Here is a 22,020-nt window from a genome sequence, read left to right as displayed (position 1 = left end):
GCTTTTGCTTTATTGCCCATCGTTAGGGAGTAAAGTTGCAGACAAAACCCGAGCGGTCCAATTTATAGTGAAGTGATGAGACGACAATGAATGATGCCGAGGTCGTAGTGCCAGCATTTGAATCAACGTTTTTACAGGCCAGCCTGCCGGCGGATGCGAAACTGGAACGCGCCCGCACCGAATTGCTGGACCTGACGGCGCGCAACCGCCTGTTGAATATTCCCCGTTCGTCCACCACCGCGCGCACGATCGATGTGGTCGATGAAAAGACCAGCGAAGTGTTCCGCCTGATGGTGTCGGAAGGCCGGCCCTTTACCTTTTTGCCGGGCCGGGAATCCAACAAGGTCGAGCTCGATAAAACGGAAAATGAAGAAGACGCCGATGAAATCGGCGACCTGGCGCAGCCGGGTCATGACAGTGCCGATGACAGTGTCAATGAGCGTGGCGTGTTCAATCGCCATGCCGATACGAAGCTGCAGACGCGGCTGACGTCGAAAGGGCTGCAAAAACGGTTGCTCGACATGTATCTCGACGCCCGCACGCTGGAAGAAGAGCAGGGCGTCAATATTTTGTTCCTGGCGCTTGGCACCTTGAAATGGCTCGACCCGCTCAATGCGAAAAACGTGCGCCATGCACCGCTGATACTGATACCGGTCAGCCTGGAACGCGGTAATGCCGCCGAACAGTTCAAATTGAAATGGCGCCAGGAAGAGCATTCCTCGAATCTGTCGCTCGAGGCGTTCCTCGAACGTGTGCATCATCTGAAAATGCCGGCCTATGAAGCGGGCGACGAATTCGATCCGCTCGCCTATATCGAAGCCGTGCGCGACGCCGTCAAATCAAAGGAAGGCTGGGTGGTCGATGGCGACGATATCGTGCTCGGCTTTTTTTCCTTTTCCAAGTTTCTCATGTACCGCGATCTTGATCCGGCCACCTGGCCGGAAGGCGGGCTGACGAACCAGCCGCTGATGCGCGGGCTGCTGTCTGATGGGTTTGCCTTTGAAGAGTCGGCCATTCCCGAAGACGCCAACCTGGACGACCATATCGCGCCGGCCGAGCTGCTGCATATCGTCGATTGCGACAGCTCGCAGACGCTGGCCGTGCACGATGTGCGCGCCGGGCGCAACCTGGTAATCCAGGGACCGCCCGGCACCGGCAAATCGCAGACGATTGCCAATGTGATTGCCTCGGCGATTGCCGACGGCAAGACGGTGCTGTTCGTGGCGGAAAAAATGGCCGCGCTGGAAGTGGTCAAGCGGCGCCTGGACCAGGCCGGCGTGGGCGACGCCTGCATCGAGCTGCACAGCAACAAGGCCAACAAAAAAATGTTTCTCGACGAGCTGCGCCGCACCTCGGAACTGGGTTCGCCCAAGGGCGATACTGCCACCACCCTGAACAGCCGCTTGCTGGCGGCGCGCAACGAACTGAACGCACACAGCGCGCGGCTGCACCAGCCGCACCCCGCCGCCCGGTTGACGCCATACCAGGTGATCGGCGAACTGAGCAAGCTGCGCCAGGACAAGGTGCAGCCGGTCGATATCCGGCTGCAGCAGCCGGAAAGCTGGTCGCCCGATGAAGTGCAGCAGCGCCTGGCCGTGGTCGAGGAACTGGCGCAGCGCATCGTCGATATCGGCGAGCCGCTCGACCATCCATGGCGCGGCGTGGCGCTCAAGGTGATACTGCCGAACGACGTGGAGCGGCTGGTGGCGCGCATCACGGCCTTGCGGGCGCGCTGCCAGGAGCTTGCCGCGCAGCAGGCCGATCTGGCGCTGTCGCTCGATACACTGGCGCCGGCCGTGCTGCGCGATATGGACTATCTGACCGAGCTGGCGCGCGAGGTGGCGCAAGCGCCCACGCTGTGCGCCGCCGCCTTGCGCTCGCCCGTGTGGGACGGCCAGGCGCAGGAATTGACGGCACTGGTCGACGCTGGCCTGCAGCTGCAGCGCGTCACGGCCGGGCTGGCCGGCGAGATCCGGCCCGATGCCTGGAATACGGATGTGCAGGCGCTGCGCCAGCAGCTGGCCGGCTTGCCGGCGCACGCGAATGCGCTGGCATTCGAGCGTGCTGGCGCCTTGCAGGTGCTGCTGAGCAAGCTCGACGGCGAAGTGGCCCTGCTGGGCCGCCTGCTCGGCGTCGATGCGGCCGGCCAGATGGCCAACTACGGCGAAATCAACCGCCTGGTGCTGACGGCGCAGAAAGTGGCCACCGCGCCCGATGTCAGCCCCGATGTATTCGTCTCGACCGTGTGGGACCAGGGGGTAGAGCAGGCGGCCGACCTGGCGCAGGCGGTCGCCGCGCTGGAAGGCTTGCAGGCGCGGCTCGACGGCAAGGTCAGCAGCGGCGCCTGGCAGCTTGACCTGGTTCCGGCGCGCCAGGCGCTGGCCGCCCATGGCGACAGCCTGCTGCGCTTCGTCAACAGTGAATGGCGCGCCGCCAGCAAGCAGGTCAAGGGCATCCTGCGCAATCCGGACGCGCCGTTGCCGGAGCAGCTGGAAATGCTCGATCAGTTGGCCGAAGGCAGGAAACTGATGGAGCGCATCGCCGCGCAAGATACCTTTGGCAGCGGCGCGTTTGGCGCCGACTGGCGCGGCGGACAGACGCGTTCGGCGCCGCTGCTGGCACTGGTGGAATGGATGCGCAGCCTGCGCGGCCTCGGTGCGCAGCCGCGCATGATCGCCAGCAGGTTGCCGGACCGCTCCGAAATCAGCCGGCGCGCGGCGCTGGTCGGCAGCCTGCTGCAGGAAATCCGGCCGCTGCTCGACGCGATGTGGTTCAACGGCTGGCAGGATGAAGCCGCGTTTCGCGAGTGGACCAGCGTGGACGCGGCGCCGCTGCAACGGATCACGGAACAGGTGGCGCGGCTGGCACTGTGCCAGGCGGACTGCGCCTCCGTGATGCTGGACGTGCCGCCTGGCCTGGCTGACAAGATTGCCCGGCTCGACCTGCTGATCGCGATGCAGGCGCTGCAACAGCGGCTTGAGTCAGCCGGTGAGCTGGCCCGTGCGGCTTTCGGCGAAGCATGGCAGGGCGCGCAATCGGACTGGAACCATTTGCGCAGCAGCGCGCTGTGGCTGGCAGGCCACCGGCAGTTGCGGCAGACGGTGGCGCGCCACGACGACCGCGGCGCACCCCTGCAGCGTGCGCTGGAAATCGACGCCACGCAGCGCCAGTTGCTGGCCGACCTCGATGCGCTGTACGGCGAGCTGTGCACCAATAACGAAAAACTGTTCCAGGTGCCGGCCATTCTTGATTTGCCCGCGTTTGCCTTGCTGGGGCGCATGGGACTGTGGATCGAGTTCGCCGAGGAATTGTCGAAGTGGGTGATGTACCGCGACCGCTGCGCCAGGGCGCGCCAGCTGGGCATCGGCGAGATCGTCACCCGGCTCGAAGCGGGCGTGCTGGTGCCGCGCGAGGCCATGCGCACCTTCACGATGGCCTACTTCGAGGCGCTGTTTGCCGAGCAGGTGCGCAGCGACGAGGCGCTGGCGCATTTTGACGGCCACCTGCACGGCCGGCTGGCCGCCAGTTTCGCGCAACTGGACCGGGATCGCATCGCCGCCTCCAGCCTGGAAGTGGTGCGCGCCCATCACCGGCGCATTCCGCAGGGCGGCGGCGCCATTGGCCCCTTGGGCGTGCTGCGCGGCGAGATGGCCAAGCGCAAGGGCCATATGCCGATCCGCCGCCTGATGCAGCGCGCGGCGCCCGCCATCCAGGCCCTGAAACCCGTTTTCATGATGAGCCCCTTGTCGGTGGCGCAGTTCCTGCCCGCCGGGCAACTGAGTTTTGACTTGCTGGTGATGGACGAGGCCAGCCAGATCCAGCCCGTCGATGCGCTGGGGGCAATTGCGCGTTCGCGCCAGGTGGTGGTGGTCGGTGACGAGCGCCAGTTGCCTCCGACCAAATTCTTTTCCAAGATGACCAGCGCCGAGCCCGACGAGGATGGCGACGACGACACCCAAGTGTCCGATATCGAAAGCATCCTGGGCCTGTTTACGGCGCGCGGCTTGCCGCAGCGCATGTTGCGCTGGCATTACCGCAGCCGGCACCAGTCGCTGATTGCCGTGTCGAACAGCCAGTTTTATGAGAACAAGCTGTTCATCGTGCCCAGTCCGTATACGCAGGAAGCGGGCATGGGCCTGCAGTTCCACCATATCGCCAACGGCGTGTTCGATTCGGGCAATACCGGCACCAATGCGGAAGAGGCGAAGGTGATTGCCGAGGCGATCATCCAGCATGCGCGCACCTCGCCCGGCCACTCGCTGGGGGTAGCCACGTTTTCGGTGAAGCAACGGCGCGCGATCCAGGATGAGCTGGAACTGCTGCGCCGCCAGCAGCCTGATGTCGAGCCGTTCTTCCAGCAGCACCCGAGCGAGCCGTTCTTTATCAAGAACCTGGAAAACGTGCAGGGCGACGAGCGCGACGTGATCTTCATTTCGGTCGGCTACGGGCGCAACAAGCTCGGCACCATGGCCATGCGCTTCGGGCCGCTGAGCGCCGAGGGTGGCGAGCGGCGCCTGAATGTCCTGATCAGCCGCGCCAAGCGCCGCTGCGAGGTGTTTGCCTCGATTACCGACGAAGACATCGACCTGGAGCGGGCCAAGGGGCGTGGCGTGGCCGCCTTCAAGCTGTTCCTGCATTTTGCGCGCACCGGCAAGCTGGGCCTGTCGCGCACATCGGGCCGCGAAGTCGACAGCCCATTCGAAGTGCAGGTGGCCGATGCCGTCAAGGCTTGCGGCTACGAAGTGCATCCGCAGGTGGGCATCGCCGGCTTTTTCATCGACCTGGGGATTGCCGATGCCGAACATCCGGGCCGCTACCTGCTGGGCATCGAATGCGATGGCGAGTCGTATCACCGCTCGCGTTCGGCGCGCGACCGCGACCGCCTGCGCCAGGCGGTGCTGGAAGACCACGGCTGGATCATCCACCGCATCTGGAGCCTGGACTGGTTTCAACGGCCCAATAATGAGCTGCAGCGCCTGCTCCTCGCCATCGATGCGGCCAAGGTGGAACTGGCGGCGCGCGCGGAACTTCAGGGACGCCAGCAGCGCAAGCCGGGCGTGTCGGTGGTGGCGGTGGAACGCGAAGATCATGCGGAAATCGGCCTGGAGCGCAGTGGCGCCGAGCGCCCGGCAGCGTATGTCGAGGCGATACCCGCCAAGCCTGCCTATGCCGGCGAGCTGCATGAGCTGCCGGTGGCGGCCCTGAGCGAACTGGTGAAACAGATCGTGATGCTGGAAGGCCCCGTGCATGCCGATGAAGTCGTAGTGCGCCTGCGCGCCGCCTGGGGCCTGAAGCGCAGCGGCGCGCGCATCCAGGCGGCGGTGGACCGGGCCATCAATGCCGCTGTCCGTTTTGACGGCATGCTCATGACAGATCGTTTCCTGAGCCTGCCCGGCACCGTGGTGGCCATCCGCGACCGCGGCGCCGTGCTGTCCGATACCTTGCGCAAACCCGACATGCTGCCGCCGCAGGAGATCGACGTGGCCATTCTCGGCACCTTGCAGAGGAACTATGGCGCAGGCCTGGTGGAAATTGCCCAGTATGTGGCGCGGCTGTTCGGCTTCAAGGCGACCAGCCCGCAGCTGCGTGAAACCATCAGGCTGCGTCTCGATGCGCTGCTGCTGCGCGGCTTGCTGCAAAAGAATGGCGAGGTGTTTGAACCGAGGCCGCAGGACAGCGCATAAAGCGCCCGGCAAGAAAAAAGCCCCGGCTGCATCGCTGCAGCCGGGGCTTTCTGTTACCGAAGACAGCTGGCGCTGCCCGATAAAATTTACAACACTTCGCTGGCGTGATCGGCCAGGCGCGAACGTTCGCCGCGCGCCAGGGTCACGTGGCCGCTGTGCGACCAGCCCTTGAAGCGGTCGACCACATAGGTCAGGCCGCTCGAGCCTTCGGTCAGGTACGGCGTGTCGATCTGGGCGATATTGCCCAAGCACAAAATCTTGGTGCCAGGACCGGCGCGCGTGACCAGGGTCTTGACCTGTTTCGGCGTCAGATTCTGCGCTTCATCGATGATCAGGAACTTGTTCACAAAGGTGCGGCCGCGCATGAAGTTGAGCGACTTGATCTTGATGCGCGAGCGGATCAGGTCCTGCGTTGCCGCACGGCCCCATTCGCCGCCGTCCGTATCGGACTTGTTCAGCACTTCCAGGTTGTCGTCGAACGCGCCCATCCATGGCGACATCTTCTCTTCTTCCGTACCCGGCAGGAACCCGATGTCTTCGCCGACCGGCACCGTGACGCGGGTCACGATGATTTCGTTGTAGAGCTTGGTTTCCAGCACTTGCGCGAGACCAGCCGCCAGCGCCAGCAGGGTCTTGCCGGTACCGGCCTGGCCCAGCAGGGTGACAAAGTCGCATTCCGGATTCATCAGCAGGTTCAGCGCGAAGTTCTGCTCGCGGTTGCGCGCGGTGACGCCCCACACGTTGTTTTTCGTGTGGCTGAAGTCGCGCAAGGTTTGCAGCACGGCCGTCTTGCCGTTGATCTGTTTTACCTGGCCATAGAACGGGGTTTCGCCGTTTTTCGGTTCCAGGTAGATGAACTGGTTGACCAGCAGCGACGGGATGAACGGGCCGGTGACGCGGTAGAACGTCGAGCTGTAGCCGTTCTTGCTTTCCTGCCAGGATTCCATGTCCTTGCCGTGCTTGTTCCAGAAGTCGTCCGGCAGTTGCACGATGCCCGAATACAGCAGGTCCGTGTCTTCCAGCACATGGTCGTTGAAGTAGTCTTCGGCAGGCAGGCCCAGCGCGCGCGCCTTGATGCGCATGTTGATGTCTTTCGACACCAGCACCACCGGACGGCCGTCCTGCTCCGATTCGAGCGAACGCACCACGGCCAGGATCTGGTTGTCGGCCTTGCCAACCGGCAGGCCGGCTGGCAGGTCGGCGCTTTGCAGGCGCGTCTGGAAGAACAGGCGGCCCTTGGCGTCCTTGTTGCCCAGCTTGGCCAGCGGGATGCCGTGTTCGATCGCGTCGTCGTCGGTATTGCTGATCAGCGCGTCGAGCGTGCGCGATACCTGGCGGGCATTGCGCGCCACTTCCGTCATGCCCTTCTTGTGGTTGTCCAGCTCTTCCAATGTCATCATCGGCAGATACACGTCGTGCTCTTCAAAGCGGAACAGCGACGACGGGTCGTGCATCAGCACGTTGGTGTCGAGCACAAACAGTTTCGACACGCCGCGCTGGTCGGCGGCGCGGCTGGCCGACGACTTGAGCTGCACTTCGACCGGCTTGTGCTTGGCCGGATGGGCCTGCTCGGCCTGCTTGGCGGACTTGATCGGCGTAACCTTGGCGACCGGGGCTTCTGCCTTGACTTCGGCCTTGGCCGGGGCTTTTGCCTTGACGGCAGGCTTGGCTTTGGCGACTGGCGCCGGGGCTGCCACAACTTCGGGCGCAGGCATAGGCACAGGCGCAGGAACTGGTGCGGGCACCGGCTTGGCAACCATCAGGGCCGCCACTTGCTTGATTTTGGTAGCCGCATTGCGGACCGGTTTTGCTGCTTCGGCGATCGCCGCTTCAATCATCGGTGCAGCCACTTTCTTGGCTGCCGGGGTTTTGGTGGCCGGGCGCGCTGCGCCTGCGGTTGGGTAATCTTCTGTGGCCAGGATGGTGGCTGGCTTGCTCGGTAATTTTGGCAGTGGCATCAGGATCTCAATCAAAAAATTTCTGGAATGAATCGCCCACGGGCCGCCAATTCATGGCGGCGCAGCATGGGGTGGATGCGGGAACAACAATGGAACAGGACGATATGACTGCCGGCTGGCCGGCTTGCTGAGCCGGTAAGGAGGTCCATCAGCGGGCGCAAAGCCCGGCTGGCGGAGTGGAGTGAGGCGCTTCGTTGACTCAAAATGGCGATAGCTGCTGTGAACTGAACGATAGGTTGAACGACGCCTGCTGGAAACCCGACATGCGCATCAGTTCAGACGCGCCACGAATTCCAGCACTTCTTCCACGTGAGTTGCGACCTTCACGCCTCGCCATTCTTTCACTATTCGGCCCTCAGCGTCAATCACAAACGTGCTGCGCTCGACGCCGCGCACCGTCTTGCCATACATCTGTTTCATCTTCATGACATTGAATTGCAAACACATGGTTTCGTCGGGGTCGGAAATCAGTTCGAACGGCAGGTCCAGCTTGGTCTTGAAACTTTCGTGCGAACGCAGCGAATCGCGGCTGATGCCATAGATTTCCACATTGGCGGCGGTAAATTTTTCATAAGCATCGCGAAACGCGATATTTTCGGTGGTGCAGCCCGGCGTATTGTCTTTCGGATAAAAGAACAGCACGCTGGCCTTGGCTGGACGGCCCAGCAATTGGAAGGTCTTGCCGCTGGTCATGGCGGCAGTGAAATCGGGTACGGCAACGAGGGATAGGCTATCAGCCACAGGTTCTCTCCTGAACGGTGATCTTCAGCGCTGTTTTAAATCTGGCAACGCATCCAGGTGGAACAATACAGCATTCAGGCGGCTTTACCCTGCACGATCAGGCGTCCCGAGCGGCCCGGCAGTTCGTCCCAGGTGATGGGGCAGACGGGCAATTCGGACTGTTTCACCTTGTCATGATACTCGGCCATCGAGGCCAATTGGTAGCCCTGGGCTTGCCAGCCTGTCAGCAGTTGCTCGAAAATGGGGGCGAGTTTCTGTCCTTCAAGCTCCGCATGCAAAGTATAGACATGATCGCGGCGATTTTCCGCCGTCAGGGACAGGATATGGTCGGCAATATTGCTGGCGGTGAGCATTTTGCCATCAATCTGGCAGCCGAGCAATTCGTCGAGGGTCGGCAGGGTGGTGGGCAGCTGCACGCAGCGCAGCACCGTATTGCCGTTGCGCACGCGGTGCGGACCGTCGCCGGCACGCAGCATGGCGCCCCGTTCGTCCAGCATGGCGCGGCCATCCGAGGCATACGCATAGCCGGCCGTATCGTGTTCGGCAAAGGCGCTGACATTCATCTGCCAGCCGGCCGCGCCGATGGTGCGCGCCGGCATGCCGAAGACCTGGGCAAAGCGGGCGGCGGCCTTGCGCATCATGGTGCTGGTCCAGGCGGCGTCGCGGCGCGCCACATTATCCTGCCACAAGGTGTGGTCCCAGGTGTGGATGCCGCATTCGAAACCGGCGTCGCGCACGGCGCGCAGCTCTTCCGCGCAGCGCTTGCCGATGTCGGGGCCCGGCAGCAGCGTGCCGTACATCAGGGTCTTGAGGCCGTAGTGCTCGACCACCGAAGTGCGCGAGACCTTGCTGAAAAAACCGGGACGCAAGGCCCGGCGCAGGGCCCAGCCCGTATGGTCGGGTCCCATGGTGAACAAAAACGTGGCGTTGGCCTGGTGCGCGGCCAGCATGCGCACCAGGGGCGCGACGCCTTCGCGGGTGCCGCGATAGGTGTCGACGTCGATTTTCAGTGTCAGTAAGGGTTTGCTCAACATTAATCCATCAGCGCTTGCGCCTGCGTGACCTGGCTGCGGTAGGCGTCGAAAATATGGCGCAGCGCGTCGCCCATGGTGGTGGTCGGCGCCCAGCCCAGTTCTTCGCAGGTATTGGTGATCTTCGGCACGCGGTTCTGCACGTCCTGGTAACCGGCGCCATAGTAGGCACCCGAGGTGGTTTCCACGATCTTGACGTGTTGCGCGCCGTCGGCGTACTCCGGATATTCGGCGGCCAGGCGCAGCATCATGCCGGCCAGTTCGCGGATCGAATAGTTATTGCTCGGATTGCCGATATTATAGATCTTGCCGCTGGCAACGCCGTTCCGGTTGGCGATGATATGCATCAGCGCATCGATGCCGTCGTCGATATAGGTAAATGCGCGTTTTTGCGCACCGCCGTCGACCAGCGAAATATTCTCGCCGCGCACGATATGGCCGAAGAATTGCGTGACCACCCGCGACGAACCTTCCTTCGGCGTGTGGATCGAATCGAGGCCGGCGCCGATCCAGTTGAACGGGCGGAACAGGGTGAAGTTCAACCCTTCCATGCCGTAGCCCCAGATCACGCGGTCCATCAGCTGCTTGGCGTTCGAATAGATCCAGCGCGGCTTGTTGATCGGGCCGCAGATCAGTTCCGAGTTTTCCGGATCGAATTCCTCGTCGTGGCACATGCCATACACTTCCGACGTCGACGGGAACACCAGGTGCTTGCCGTACTTGGCGGCCGAGCGCACGATCGGCAAGTTCGCTTCGAAGTCCAGCTCGAACACGCGCAGCGGCTGCTTGACGTAGGTCGACGGCGTGGCGATCGCCACCAGCGGCAGGATCACGTCGCATTTCTTGACGTGGTACTCGACCCAGTCCTTGTTGATCGTAATGTCGCCTTCAAAGAAGTGCATGCGCGACTTGTACGCCGGATTGTCCAGCACATCGCTGATGCGGTCGCTGTTCATGTCCATGCCGTACACCTCCCAGTCGGTGGTTTCCAGGATGCGCTTGGACAGGTGGTGGCCGATAAAACCGTTGACGCCGAGGATAAGGACTTTTTTCATGTGAATTTCTCTTGGGTGGTATGGGGGGTGCTGGCATGGGAAGTCAGCTGGTCTTGCAGTTGTGCGGCAGAAATCGGTTGATCGTTGGCGTGCAGCGAGGAAATGGCCAGCATGCGGCCATCGCCGCAGACGCCGACCATGGCCCCTTCGACCACGGCCAGGCCGGGCGGCAAGTCCACTGCTGGCGCACGGCTCAATCTGGCTTGCTGGATCACATAGGTGATGCCGTGCAGCTCGGTAAATGCGCCGGGGTAGGGCGGCGCCACGGCGCGGTGCAGGTTGTAGACCTGCTGTGCCGGCAAGCTCCAGTCGATGCGGCCATCGGCCGGTTTCCTGCCGCCAAAGTAGCCGCCCTGGCGCAGGTCGTTGGGCGTAAGCGGTGCGCTGCCGTCCAGCAAGGCCGGCAAGACTTTCCACAAGGTTTGCTCGGCGGCCACGGTCACCTTGCCGAACACCTCGAAGGCGGTATCGTCGGGCAAAATCGGCACGGCGGTCTGCGCCACGATGGCGCCCGCGTCCGGTTTGACCGTCATCGCATGCAGGGTGGCGCCCGTCTCGCTGGCGCCGTGCAGCACGGCCCAGTTGACGGGCGCGCGGCCGCGGAACTGCGGCAGCAGCGAGCCGTGCATGTTGTACCCCGGCGCCACGTCGAGGACGCTGGCCGGCAGCATATGGCGGTAGTAAAAACTGAACAGCATGTCCGGCTGCGCCGCCTGCACTTGCGCCAGCAATTCGGGCGCGTTGGCATCGGGCGGCGTGACAAAGGCAATGCCCTCGGCGCGGCACAGGGCGGCCACCGAGTCGAACCACAGGTTTTCCTGCGGATTGTCCTCATGCGTGACGACCAGCGCGACATCGACGCCGCCGGCCAGCAGCACCTTGAGGCAGCGCACGCCCACGCTGTGGTAGGCAAACACGACGGCGCGCATCAGCGGGCCACCTGGCGTTTTTCCAGGCGCACGTAGGGTACCGCCTCGGCCTGCGCCTGCGCCATGCCATCCTGCAGGATGGTCTGCACCACGTAGCGCGGACGGGCGCGCACCTGCTGGAAGATGCGACCCACGTATTCGCCGACCAGGCCGATGCCGAACAGGATCACGCCCATGAAGAAGAAGGCGATCGCGAACAGGGTGAACACGCCCTCGGCTTCGGCGCCGAACACGAAGCGGCGCGCCAGCAGGTAGACCACCAGCAGCGCCGAGCTGAACGACAGCAGCATGCCCAGCATGGAAAAGATTTGCAGCGGGATCAGCGAAAAGCCCGTCACCAGGTCGAAGTTCAGGCGGATCAGGCTGTACAGCGAATACTTCGATTCGCCGGCTGCCCGCTCTTCGTGCTCGACCGTGATCTCGGTGGGCTTGCGGGCAAAGGTATACGCGAGCGCCGGCACGAAGGTGTTCACTTCGGCGCACTGGTTGACCAGGTCGATCACATTGCGGCCATAGGCGCGCAGCATATTGCCCTGGTCGGTGATCTTGATATTGGTGATGCGCTCGCGCAGGCGGTTCATCAGCTTCGAGGCCACCGTGCGCCAGGCGGAATCCTGCCGCTTGCGCCGGATCGAGCCCACATAATCGTAGCCTTCGCGCATCTTCGCCACCAGGTTGCCGATTTCCTCGGGCGGGTTTTGCAGGTCGGCGTCAAGCGTGATCATGATCTGGCCGCGCGATGCTTCAAAGCCGGCCAGGATCGCCATATGCTGGCCATAGTTGCCATTGAACAGCACCACGCGCGTGACTTCCGGGCGCTGGCGGAACTGCTCGGCCAGCAGCGCCACGGAATTGTCGCGGCTGCCGTCGTTGACGAAAATGATTTCGTAGCTGGTCTGCAGCGCGTCGAGCGCCGGGTACAGGCGCGCGAACAGGCTGGCCAGGCCTTCCTGCTCGTTATAGATCGGAATGATGACCGACAGTTCGGGTTTCATGCTCACTCCCCCTTGATGAGGATGGATTTGACGGCGGCCACTGCGCGCTCGACATCGGCCAGGGTCATGGCGTAGAACATCGGCAGGGTCACGGTCAGGCGACCGACTTTTTCCGCATGGGGGAACATGCCGTCAGTAAAGCCGCGTGCGCGATACAGGCTGAACAGGTGGATCGGCGCATAGTGAAAACCGGTGCCGACGTTCAGTTCACTCATCTGGCGCATGAAGCTGGCGCGCGTGTCGGGGCCATGATCGGGCAGGATGATCTGGAACAGATGCCAGTTGCTGTGCTCGAAGTCCGTCACCGGCAGTTGCGCGCCGCTGGCCGCTTCGAAGCCGCTGCCGAACTGGGCAAAGTAGTGGCGCGCCAGCGCGCGGCGGTGCGCGGTAATCGCGTCGAGATTGGCAAACTGGCCCAGGCCGATGGCGGCCATGATGTCGCTCATGTTGTACTTGCCGCCCAGCACATCGACATCGATGCCATCGACGCCGCTGCGCGTGACGCCTTGCAGGCGGAATTTCTCGGCCAGCTTTGCTTCTTCCAGGTTGTTCAGCACCAGCGCGCCGCCTTCGCCGGTGGTGATGTTCTTGTTGGCCTGGAAGCTGAACGACACGAAGTCGCCAAACGAGCCGATCGGCTTGCCGTTCCAGGACGAACCGAGCGCCTGCGCCGCGTCTTCGATCACGCGCAGATTGTATTGTCTGGCAATCGCGTACAGGCGGTCCATGTCGACCGGCAGGCCGGCCAGGTAGACCGGGATGATGGCGCGGGTCCTGGGCGTGATCGCCGCTTCGAGCTTGTCCAGGTCGATATTGCGCGTGACGGGATCGATATCGGCAAACACGGGCGTGGCGCCCACTTCGATGATCACATTGGCCGTCGCCACCCACGACACGGGCGTGGTGATGACTTCGTCGCCGGCGCCTATGCCGGCCACGCGCAGCGCGATTTCCATGGTGCAGGTGCCGGAATTGAAGGTGCGCACGGGGCGCCCGCCGAAGTAGTCGGACAGCCGGGCTTCAAAGGCTTGCACCTTCGGGCCGCTGGTGATCCAGCCCGAGCGCAGCACCTCGCCGACAGCGGCGATGGTGGCCTCGTCGATGGTGGGCCTGGAGAAGGGCAAAAAGGGCAGGGTCGAGGTCATGGGGTACTCACTTGTTCTCAAATTTGGCGTAGTTTTCGCCATGCAGCGTGGTCGCGAAAGCTGCCCGCCAGACCGCGTCTGCAGGCACTTCCATTCTAAAGCTTCTCAATTTTGCAGTACGGCCGATTTCAGCGGGGGCGGGGCTGATGGCCGTACTGCGGAAGGGTCGTCAAAACCGGCAAACCCTGATGGCAGGCCGTTCCTGGCGGTGTTGCGGCGGTGGCGCGAGCAGGCGCCAGGGCTTTATTACAAGTTGGCAATGATCATGCGGCGCGCATCTTCGGCAACCACGCGCATGGGAACACCGCGGTGTTTCAGGTCTTCATAGCGGTCCAGGCTGATGATGGCCAGGCTGTGTACGCCTGCGGTAGCGTCATTGGTCCATTGCGTGATGAAAGTCTCTATCTTCGGAATCGACAATTCGGGCTGCTGCTGCAGGCCAAAAGCGAATTCATCCGTGTAAGCCACCAGGGTCACCGGGCGCTGCAGATAGTAGGTTAGCGACTGTTCGTAGATGCTGACCGAATAGAGCTTGGTGCCGGGTTTCAGCTCGGCCCGGATCTGCGGCAGCAGGTCGCTGCCGGCGCGGTTCTGGCCATACAGTTCCGAGCCTGCCAGGATGCTGTGGGTGGCCAGGAAGCCGGCCACGGCGATCGTCAATATCGTCATGTCGCGCCGCAGCGCACGTTCATGCAGCAGCGCCAGCACGCCGCCGGCCAGCGCCAGTGCGCCCGCCGTCATGACCCACGGCTGGTAGCCCTGCAAGGCCGCCAGGTGGGCCTCGTCGCGGGCCCGGATGGCCGCCAGCGTCACCGGCACGCCGACCAGCACCACCAGTCCCAGCAGGGCCAGCACGCCGGCCGCCAGCATGCGCTGCCGGTGCGAGGCCGTTTCCAGGAACAATGCCGTCAGCAGGGCCAGCGCGGGAAACACCGGCACGATATAGCCGGGCAGCTTCGAGGTCGAATAGCTGAAGAACAGGAAGATGAACACGGCCCAGATCAACAGCATCAGGCGCGGCTGGAAGGTGCCGGCCTGGCGCTTGCAGGCGGCGGCCAGGCTTTGCGGCAACACGCCCAGCCACGGCATGATGCCGGGAATCAGCAGCAGCACGAAGTAGTACCACGCGCCTTCGCGCTTGTGGCCCTTCATCAGGAAACGCTGGAAGTGTTCATGCACAAAAAAGAAGTAGGGCTGCTCGGGATTGCGCATGGCCACCAGCACGAACCACGGCGCGGCAATGGCGAAGAACACCAGCATGCCCTTGACGAGATGCAAGCGGTGCCAGATGCGCCAGTCGCGCGCCAGCAGGCTGTACAGGATCAGCACGGAACCCGGCAATACCAGGCCGATCAGGCCCTTGGCCAGCACCGCCAGCGCCATGCCGGCCCAGCACAGCAGCATCCAGTTGCGGCGTTCGCTGGCAGTGGCCTCGTCGCGCTGGGCGATCAGCAGGCTGGCCAGCGTGACCGTCATCATGCCGGACAGGCCCATGTCGAGCGAATTGATCTGGCCCGAGGCCAGCCAGAACAGGCTCGACGCCAGCACCAGGCCCGCATACAGGCCGACGCGCGTACCGAACACTTTCCTGCCCGCATAGCCGGTCATGAAAACGCCAAGGATGCCGCACAGACCCGTCCACAGCCGCGCCTGCCAGTCGCCGAGGCCGAAAGCGGCAAAGGTCATGGCATTCATCCAGGTCTGCAGCGGCGGCTTTTCAAAATACTTGATGCCGTTCAGGCGCGTGGTGATCCAGTCACCGCTGGCGAACATCTCGCGCGCCATCTCGGCGTAGCGGCCTTCGTCGGGCGGCACCAGGGTGCGGATGCTCAATGCATACAAGGTGACGGCGATGAAGAGCCCGAACAGGGTCCACATCGCCGTCTTCGATGCATGGAACTCGCGGACAGCGGTGTTCATGCAGGCTGACCAGCGGTCACAGGCGAGGTCACAGGCAAAATCAGGGCCAGCGTGGCCTTGCGGCCCTCGCCCATCAGGATGTTATAGGTACGGCAGGCAGCCTGGCTGTCCATGCATTCAACGCCGATGCGGCGCATGGTCAGCGCCGCCGTCAGTTTCGGATGCACGAAGCGCTGGCGCTCGCCGGTGCCCAGGATCACCACGTCCGGCGCATCGGCCAGGATCTGCTCGAAATGGGCCTCGGTCAGCTCTTCGAAGCTGGCCACTTCCCAGGCGCGCGGCGGCGTCTCCGGCATCACGATCAGGCTATAGTCATAGTGCTGGGCATTGATCTCGACGCCGGTGGCATCGTAGCCGGTCACGGTCTGGTATTGCTGGGTGCTGGAAGCGTGCAGTTTCATGGCGATTCGGTCGTATTCTGTTCAGTTGATCGGGTGCCGGGCCGACTGGGCAATGCCGCGGCAAGGGCCGTCAGGATGCCATAAACCAGGTCAAAGCGCGAACGGAAATGGTCATCCTTTCCAAACTGCAATCTTGATCCTGGTAAGCGTTATCATGCTAGCGGGCAAAGATTAAGAGAACATGAAGAACCGTGGCAGTGGGTACTGCCCGATTTGCAGGCAGGCGTGGCAGGATAGGCGCGAAATGCTGCGGTTGACCATGTTTAATTTGATAAAATGGCCTGCTTTCGGCGAGAATGATTGTTTTCGACTGGCAAATTATAGTTATTGGCTTCAGGCGCGCAGCGTTGGTGAGTGGCGCGCCGCATCACGACAGGGATTTATTTTGCGACCGATTCAGAAATCGAATAAATTGGCGGATGTCTGCTACGACATCCGCGGCCCGGTCCTGGAAAAATCCAGGCAAATGGAGGAAGAAGGCCACAAGATCACCAAGCTCAACATCGGCAACCTGGCCGTGTTCGGCTTCGATCCGCCCGACGAGATCGTGCGCGACATGATGCTCAACCTGCAGAACGCCGCCGGCTATACCGATTCGAAAGGCATGTTCGCGCCGCGCAAGGCCGTCATGCACTACACGCAGGGCAAGAACATCGCCGGCGTCACCATCGAGGATATTTACCTGGGCAATGGCGCGTCGGAACTGATCGTCATGTCGATGAACGCGCTGCTCAACAGCGGCGACGAGGTGCTGGTGCCGGCGCCCGACTATCCGCTGTGGACGGCGGCCGTCAGCCTGTCGGGCGGCCACCCGGTGCACTATGTGTGCGACGAGCAGAACGAGTGGTATCCCGATATCGAGGACATGCGGCGCAAGATCACGCCGCAAACGAAGGCCATCGTCGTCATCAACCCCAACAATCCGACCGGCGCGCTGTATCCGGTCGAGGTGCTGCAGCAGATCGTCGAACTGGCGCGCCAGCACCAGCTGATCATTTTCGCCGACGAGATCTACGACAAGGTGCTGTACGACCAGGCCCAGCACGTGTCGATCGCCTCGCTGGCCGACGACGTGCTGTTCATTACCCTCAACGGCCTGTCGAAGAACTACCGCTCCTGCGGCTACCGTTCCGGCTGGATGGTGGTGTCGGGCGAAAAGCGCCATGCCAAGGATTACATCGAGGGCCTCAACATGCTGGCCTCGATGCGGCTGTGCGCCAATGCGCCGGGGCAGTTTGCGATCCAGACGGCGCTGGGCGGCTACCAGAGCATCGACGACCTGGTGGGGCCGGGCGGGCGGCTGCTCAAGCAGCGCGACCTGGCGCACAAGCTGCTGACCGATATTCCGGGTGTTACCTGCGTCAAGCCGAAAGCGGCGCTGTACATGTTTCCGAAGCTCGATCCGGCCGTCTACCCGATCGCCGACGACCAGCAGTTCGCCTATGAACTGCTGGCCGAGGCCAAGGTGCTGATCGTGCAGGGCACCGGCTTCAACTGGATCGCGCCCGACCATTTCCGCGTCGTCTTCCTGCCGAATTCGGACGACCTGACCGAGGCGATGGGACGCATTGCGCGCTTCTTGGAAGGCTACCGCAAGCGCCACAGCCGGGTTTGAACCGGCCAGCAACAGCATCGATCAACCTGGCGCGGGCAGGGTGCCTGCGCCACTCATGAGCACAAGACCATTATGAAATCCATCAAGATCGGCCTGCTGGGCCTGGGCAATGTAGGCTACGGCACGTTCAGCGTCCTGCAGCGCAACCAGGAAGAAATCAAGCGCCGCGCCGGCCGCGGCATCGAAGTGGTGGCCGTCGCCGTGCGCGACGTGGCGCGCGCCGAGGGCCTGATTCAGGGCGCCTGCAAGGTCGTCAACGACCCGGCCATCCTCGTCAACGATCCCGAGATCGATATCATTGTCGAGCTGATCGGCGGCTACGACCTGTCGAAAACCCTGGTGCTGCAGGCGATTGCCAACGGCAAGCATGTGGTCACCGCCAACAAGGCATTGCTGGCCGTGCACGGCAACGAAATCTTTGCCGCCGCCCAGGACCGGGGCGTGATGGTGGCGTTCGAGGCGGCCGTGGCCGGTGGCATCCCGATCATCAAGGCGCTGCGCGAAGGCCTGACCGCCAACCGCATCGAATGGATTGCCGGCATCATCAACGGCACCACCAATTTCATTTTGTCCGAGATGCGCGACAAGGGCCTGGACTTTGCCACCGTGCTGAAACAGGCGCAGGCACTGGGCTATGCGGAAGCCGACCCGACCTTCGACATCGAAGGCGTGGACGCGGCGCACAAGGCCACCATCATGTCGGCGATCGCCTTCGGCATCCCGGTGCAGTTCGACAAGGCCTACGTGGAGGGCATCAGCAATCTCAATGCCATCGATATCCGCTACGCCGAAGAGCTGGGCTACCGCATCAAGCTGCTGGGCATCACCAAGCGCGCTACCGTCGACGGCGTGGAAGGCATCGAGCTGCGCGTGCACCCGACCCTGATCCCGGCCAAGCGCCTGATCGCCAACGTCGAAGGCGCGATGAACGCGGTGCTGGTACATGGCGACGCCGTCGGCGCCAGCCTGTATTCGGGCCGCGGCGCCGGCGCCGAGCCGACCGCTTCGTCGGTAATCGCCGACCTTGTCGACATCACGCGCCTGGCCACGGCCGACCCGGAGCACCGCGTGCCGCACCTGGCGTTCCAGCCGAATGCGATGACGGACATTGCGATCCTGCCGATGTCGGAAATCACCACCAGCTACTACCTGCGCATGCACGTGGCCGACCAGCCGGGCGTGCTGGCCGACCTGACGCGTATCCTGGCCGACCGCGGCATCTCGATCGACGCCATGCTGCAGAAAGAGCCGGCCGAAGGCGAGACGCATACCGACATCATCATGCTGACGCACCAGACGCAGGAAAAGAACGTCACGGCGGCGATTGAAAAAATGGAAGCACTGGACAGCGTGCAGGGCGCGGTGACCAAGATCAGGCTGGAAAACCTGAGCTAATCCGACCTGCATGCTCGATGAAGTTGCGTATGCGTCTCGCGTAGGCCGGATTAGCGCGCGAGCGCGTAATCCGACGACCTTGTTGACTTTGCCGGTGGTGTCGGATTACGCGGCTTTGCCGCTAATCCGACCTACCCGACCTACCCGACCTACCCGACCTACCCGACCTGCGCCACTTGCGCGACCTGCATGCCGCGATGGACGCGGTCATTGCCTTGCTTCGCCCACCGGCCCCACATCCATGCCGTCATAGCTGGCCAGCTTCTGCTCCTGGGCGAACTGCTGCAGTTCGCCATTGCGCGCATGCAGGCTGTCCACATTGTGCACTTCTTCTTTCTCTACGTGCAGCACCCACACCGGTGGCGCGGCCGCGTCTTCCAGCTCGGGCTGGTACAGCTCGACGGGACGGTAGCCGTCGATGGCCAGCACGCCGGCGGCCTGTTCCAGCGCTTCCGGGGTCGGGTTGGTGAAGTAATAGCCCCACAGCAGCGGCTGGGTCAGGTCCCACGGTGCGTTTTCGGCGATATTGTCAAACAGTTCAGCTACTTCTTCTTTGGTCATCATGGCGAGCGCCTTCATTCAGTTCTTCAAGGCGCGATGGTAACATCGGCCGCGGCCGCACACCATGCGCGCATAAAAAAACCGGCCGGGACGCAATGCACCCGGCCGGTTTTTTATTTCAGCCATGACTGGCTGATGCTTCCGATGAATTACGGAATCAGAACTTGTAACGCACGCCGATCGATACCAGGCTGGCTTTCAGTTTCGCGCCATTTTCGCTGTAGGTCTTGCCGAAGTTTTCGTATTCGGCAACGGCCGAGATATTCTGGTTGAAATGGTAAGCGGCGCCAATACCGAACATGCCGGAAGTCTTGTCTTCCGAACCGCTGAAACGCTGACCGAAACCGCTCAGGACAGCCTTGGTGCGGTTTTGCGAAACGCCACCTTTGACGAATGCGGAAAATTGCGGGTTGACAGGCAGGGTAGCAGTGGCGGCCAGGTAGAACGCGCTCGTTTCCATGCTGACCGACGCGCCGGCTTCACGGTCTTTCAGCTTGCCGAAATTGGCGTAACCGGCTTCCAGGCCGAAATTCTGGTTGAAGTCGTAGCCGGCATAGGCTTTATAGCCAGTTTTATCTTCCTTGCCCGAACCCAAATCGCCCGACAATTTCAATTCCGCATTGCCGGCATTGACGCCGACATAAGCGTTTTGTGCTTGTGCAAACAAAGGCATGGCCAAAGCGGCGCCAACGATAACTGCAAACATCTGCTTTTTCATTTTTAATCCTTGAGTATCAACACGATGAGGAATTCATCGTTTGAAGGGAGCCGGATTTTATATGCTGGTGTGTTTTTATGTAAGGCAAGCACTTTTCAAATATCAAAAAAAGTGATTTGTTGTTTTATCGCCACGGTGTTTTTATTTATCCTGTCGACTATGTCGGTGCGCAATGTGGCTTATCATCTGCGACATTGCCAAGGCTCGATACAGGAACACCATGCTTGAACTGGAAGTGAAGCAATTGATCATCGCGGCGCTGCAACTGGAAGACCTGAGTGTCGCCGATATTGATACGGATGCGCCCCTGTTCGGCGAAGGGCTGGGACTGGACTCGATCGATGCTCTTGCATTGCGCCTGGCTGTGCAAAAGAAATACGGGATTTCCCTGCCGGCCGATGCGAGCCATCATTTTGCGTCAGTGCGGGCGCTGGCGGCCATGCTTCACAGTTTCCATGGCTGAATCCGTATTTTCCCTGGCCAGGCTGGCGCAAACGATCAGTGGCCGCCCTGTGCAGGACCTGGCCGGCTGGCGCGCCGGTCAAATGGTATCGTATGGCGAACTTGCCGCGCGCATGGCCGACTGGTCAGCCTTGCTGGAGCGGCATCCTGGACAGCAGTTCGCGCTGTATCTCGACGACAGCCTGGAATTCGGCGCAGCCCTGCTGGGCGCATGGCAGGCCGGCAAGACAATCTGGCTGACCGCCGACGTGCTGCCTGCGAGCTGCGCCGCGCTGGCGGCCTCGGTCGACGGATTCCTGGGCCAGTTTCCGCCCGAGCACGCGCCATTGACGGCAAGCGCCGGCGGCTGCGCCGCGCCGGACTGGGGCCAGCTGGCCGACGAGTTTCCCGCGCTGGTCGTGCATACCTCCGGCAGCACCGGCGCCGCGCAGGCGATCCCCAAAAAGCTGGCGCAGCTGGGCACTGAAGTGCAGACGCTCGAGCAACTCTTCGGCCGCCATGCCGCAGGCGCCGCCGTGGTCGCCACCGTCACGCACCAGCATATCTATGGCCTTCTGTTCAAGGTACTGTGGCCGCTGGTGGCCGGGCGGCCGGTGCATGCCCATAGCGTGGCGTTCCCGGAACAATTGGCTCCGCTGCTCGCGCACGGGCCGTGCGTGCTGGTTGCCAGCCCGGCCCACCTGAAGCGCCTGCCGGACCAGCTTGCCTGGCGTGCGGCTGCCACGCAGCTGCGCGCCGTGTTTTCGTCTGGCGGTCCGCTGCCATACGATAGCGCGCTGGCCGCCGGCGCTCTGCTGGGTCGCGTGCCATTTGAAATATATGGCAGTTCCGAGACGGGCGGCGTGGCCTGGCGCCAGCGCTCGCATGCAGTGCCCGGCGACGACAGCTGGCAGGCGTTGCCCGGCGTGGCCTGGCGCATTGACGAGGATGGCGCGCTGCACGTGCGCTCGGCGCACCTGGCCGACGAGGGCTGGCTGCAGCTGGCCGACCGCGCGCAGCACACTGATGGTGGTCATTTTGTGCTGCTGGGGCGCAGCGACCGCATCGTCAAGATCGAGGAAAAGCGCATCTCCCTGTCCGTCATCGAAGCGGCGCTGCTCGCTGCGCCTCAGGTCGCGGACGCGCGCGTACTGGTGTGCGAAGCGCCGGCTGGCGAGCGCCAGCAAGTAGCCGCTGTTATCGTCTGCAGCGCAGCTGGCCGCGCGCTGCTGGCCGGCGAAGGCAAGCTGGCACTGAACCGGCGACTGCGGCAGGCGCTGCATGGCCAGGTAGATGCGGTGGCCATGCCGCGCCGCTGGCGCTACCTGGAGCAGTTGCCGATCAATGCGCAGGGCAAGACCACGCAGGCGCTGTTGCTGGCGCTGCTCGAGCCTGCCGATCTTTCATAGCGCAAGCATGGTGGCGCCGCTG

At 62.8% G+C, this 22,020-nt stretch carries 16 protein-coding genes; 5 read left to right on the top strand and 11 right to left on the bottom strand.

Features of this window, described 5'->3' with window-relative positions; translation table 11 throughout:
* The first annotated feature begins 86 nt into the window (after positions 1 to 86).
* Positions 87 to 5,684 (top strand): DUF3320 domain-containing protein, encoded by a 5,598-nt coding sequence (locus RTQ46_RS18075; protein WP_312438747.1) that lies wholly within the window; start codon positions 87 to 89, stop codon positions 5,682 to 5,684.
* 86 nt (positions 5,685 to 5,770) lie between these two features.
* On the opposite strand, the gene RTQ46_RS18070 is transcribed toward RTQ46_RS18075, so the two are convergent.
* The 9 genes from RTQ46_RS18070 to RTQ46_RS18030 form a co-directional block, all read right to left on the bottom strand.
* Positions 5,771 to 7,642 carry a PhoH family protein gene (locus tag RTQ46_RS18070; protein ID WP_312438745.1) on the bottom strand — a complete coding sequence of 624 codons (1,872 nt, stop codon included), beginning with the start codon at positions 7,640 to 7,642 and terminating at the stop codon, positions 5,771 to 5,773.
* Positions 7,643 to 7,912: 270 nt separating this feature from the next.
* Positions 7,913 to 8,383: a peroxiredoxin gene (locus RTQ46_RS18065; RefSeq protein WP_312438743.1), complete on the bottom strand. Its 471-nt coding sequence runs from the start codon at positions 8,381 to 8,383 to the stop codon at positions 7,913 to 7,915.
* A 74-nt stretch (positions 8,384 to 8,457) separates the two neighbouring features.
* Positions 8,458 to 9,417 (bottom strand): polysaccharide deacetylase family protein, encoded by a 960-nt coding sequence (locus tag RTQ46_RS18060; RefSeq protein ID WP_312438741.1) that lies wholly within the window; start codon positions 9,415 to 9,417, stop codon positions 8,458 to 8,460.
* Positions 9,417 to 10,469: a bifunctional UDP-4-keto-pentose/UDP-xylose synthase gene (locus RTQ46_RS18055; RefSeq protein WP_312438739.1), complete on the bottom strand. Its 1,053-nt coding sequence runs from the start codon at positions 10,467 to 10,469 to the stop codon at positions 9,417 to 9,419. Before RTQ46_RS18055 ends, RTQ46_RS18060 begins: the two co-directional genes overlap by 1 nt.
* Positions 10,466 to 11,398, bottom strand: coding sequence for a formyltransferase (locus RTQ46_RS18050; RefSeq protein WP_312438737.1), 933 nt, complete (start codon positions 11,396 to 11,398; stop codon positions 10,466 to 10,468). Before RTQ46_RS18050 ends, RTQ46_RS18055 begins: the two co-directional genes overlap by 4 nt.
* A complete protein-coding gene (locus tag RTQ46_RS18045) occupies positions 11,398 to 12,393 on the bottom strand; it encodes a glycosyltransferase (RefSeq protein ID WP_312438735.1) in 996 nt (331 codons plus the stop codon). The genes RTQ46_RS18050 and RTQ46_RS18045 overlap by 1 nt, the downstream gene beginning before the upstream one ends.
* Positions 12,394 to 12,395: 2 nt before the next feature.
* Positions 12,396 to 13,580 (bottom strand): DegT/DnrJ/EryC1/StrS aminotransferase family protein, encoded by a 1,185-nt coding sequence (locus tag RTQ46_RS18040; RefSeq protein ID WP_312438733.1) that lies wholly within the window; start codon positions 13,578 to 13,580, stop codon positions 12,396 to 12,398.
* A 204-nt stretch (positions 13,581 to 13,784) separates the two neighbouring features.
* Entirely contained in the window at positions 13,785 to 15,458 is a 1,674-nt protein-coding gene (locus RTQ46_RS18035; RefSeq protein WP_312438732.1) for a glycosyltransferase family 39 protein, read from the bottom strand.
* A complete protein-coding gene (locus tag RTQ46_RS18030; RefSeq protein ID WP_312438730.1) occupies positions 15,455 to 15,859 on the bottom strand; it encodes an Mth938-like domain-containing protein in 405 nt (134 codons plus the stop codon). The genes RTQ46_RS18035 and RTQ46_RS18030 overlap by 4 nt, the downstream gene beginning before the upstream one ends.
* A gap of 385 nt (positions 15,860 to 16,244) precedes the next feature.
* On the opposite strand from RTQ46_RS18030, the gene RTQ46_RS18025 reads away from it, so the two are divergent.
* Both RTQ46_RS18025 and RTQ46_RS18020 read left to right on the top strand, forming a co-directional pair.
* A complete protein-coding gene (locus RTQ46_RS18025; protein WP_312438728.1) occupies positions 16,245 to 17,474 on the top strand; it encodes a pyridoxal phosphate-dependent aminotransferase in 1,230 nt (409 codons plus the stop codon).
* A gap of 72 nt (positions 17,475 to 17,546) precedes the next feature.
* On the top strand, positions 17,547 to 18,869 hold the full coding sequence (locus RTQ46_RS18020; protein WP_312438727.1) for a homoserine dehydrogenase: 1,323 nt from the start codon (positions 17,547 to 17,549) through the stop codon (positions 18,867 to 18,869).
* A gap of 207 nt (positions 18,870 to 19,076) precedes the next feature.
* Here RTQ46_RS18020 and RTQ46_RS18015 read toward each other — a convergent pair whose 3' ends face one another.
* On the bottom strand, positions 19,077 to 19,433 hold the full coding sequence (locus RTQ46_RS18015; protein ID WP_312438726.1) for a ribonuclease E inhibitor RraB: 357 nt from the start codon (positions 19,431 to 19,433) through the stop codon (positions 19,077 to 19,079).
* 154 nt (positions 19,434 to 19,587) lie between these two features.
* Positions 19,588 to 20,136, bottom strand: a complete 549-nt coding sequence (locus RTQ46_RS18010; protein ID WP_312438725.1) for an outer membrane beta-barrel protein — start codon at positions 20,134 to 20,136, stop codon at positions 19,588 to 19,590.
* Between the two features lie 184 nt (positions 20,137 to 20,320).
* Here RTQ46_RS18010 and RTQ46_RS18005 point away from each other — a divergent pair, with 184 nt between their 5' ends.
* The gene (locus RTQ46_RS18005; RefSeq protein ID WP_312438723.1) at positions 20,321 to 20,611 is read left to right on the top strand and encodes a phosphopantetheine-binding protein; all 291 of its coding nucleotides are present in this window, start codon (positions 20,321 to 20,323) and stop codon (positions 20,609 to 20,611) included.
* Positions 20,604 to 21,998 (top strand): AMP-binding protein, encoded by a 1,395-nt coding sequence (locus RTQ46_RS18000; RefSeq protein ID WP_312438722.1) that lies wholly within the window; start codon positions 20,604 to 20,606, stop codon positions 21,996 to 21,998. The genes RTQ46_RS18005 and RTQ46_RS18000 overlap by 8 nt, the downstream gene beginning before the upstream one ends.
* Positions 21,999 to 22,020 lie beyond the last annotated feature (22 nt).

It is taken from the genome of Janthinobacterium sp., from assembly GCF_031995485.1.
Taxonomy (GTDB): domain Bacteria; phylum Pseudomonadota; class Gammaproteobacteria; order Burkholderiales; family Burkholderiaceae_D; genus Janthinobacterium.
Note: the sequence above shows the minus strand (reverse complement) of the source record. Positions and strands in the feature narration are given on the sequence as shown.

What these genes read in the sequence shown, in the direction of transcription:
- RTQ46_RS18075 (WP_312438747.1), top strand. Translation starts at nt 87, where the DNA reads ATGAATGATGCCGAGGTCGTAGTGCCAGCATTTGAATCAACGTTTTTA.
- RTQ46_RS18070 (WP_312438745.1), bottom strand. Translation starts at nt 7,642, where the DNA reads ATGCCACTGCCAAAATTACCGAGCAAGCCAGCCACCATCCTGGCCACA.
- RTQ46_RS18060 (WP_312438741.1), bottom strand. Translation starts at nt 9,417, where the DNA reads ATGTTGAGCAAACCCTTACTGACACTGAAAATCGACGTCGACACCTAT.
- RTQ46_RS18055 (WP_312438739.1), bottom strand. Translation starts at nt 10,469, where the DNA reads ATGAAAAAAGTCCTTATCCTCGGCGTCAACGGTTTTATCGGCCACCAC.
- RTQ46_RS18050 (WP_312438737.1), bottom strand. Translation starts at nt 11,398, where the DNA reads ATGCGCGCCGTCGTGTTTGCCTACCACAGCGTGGGCGTGCGCTGCCTC.
- RTQ46_RS18045 (WP_312438735.1), bottom strand. Translation starts at nt 12,393, where the DNA reads ATGAAACCCGAACTGTCGGTCATCATTCCGATCTATAACGAGCAGGAA.
- RTQ46_RS18040 (WP_312438733.1), bottom strand. Translation starts at nt 13,580, where the DNA reads ATGGCGAAAACTACGCCAAATTTGAGAACAAGTGAGTACCCCATGACC.
- RTQ46_RS18035 (WP_312438732.1), bottom strand. Translation starts at nt 15,458, where the DNA reads ATGAACACCGCTGTCCGCGAGTTCCATGCATCGAAGACGGCGATGTGG.
- RTQ46_RS18030 (WP_312438730.1), bottom strand. Translation starts at nt 15,859, where the DNA reads ATGAAACTGCACGCTTCCAGCACCCAGCAATACCAGACCGTGACCGGC.
- RTQ46_RS18020 (WP_312438727.1), top strand. Translation starts at nt 17,547, where the DNA reads ATGAAATCCATCAAGATCGGCCTGCTGGGCCTGGGCAATGTAGGCTAC.
- RTQ46_RS18015 (WP_312438726.1), bottom strand. Translation starts at nt 19,433, where the DNA reads ATGATGACCAAAGAAGAAGTAGCTGAACTGTTTGACAATATCGCCGAA.
- RTQ46_RS18010 (WP_312438725.1), bottom strand. Translation starts at nt 20,136, where the DNA reads ATGTTTGCAGTTATCGTTGGCGCCGCTTTGGCCATGCCTTTGTTTGCA.
- RTQ46_RS18005 (WP_312438723.1), top strand. Translation starts at nt 20,321, where the DNA reads ATGTGGCTTATCATCTGCGACATTGCCAAGGCTCGATACAGGAACACC.
- RTQ46_RS18000 (WP_312438722.1), top strand. Translation starts at nt 20,604, where the DNA reads ATGGCTGAATCCGTATTTTCCCTGGCCAGGCTGGCGCAAACGATCAGT.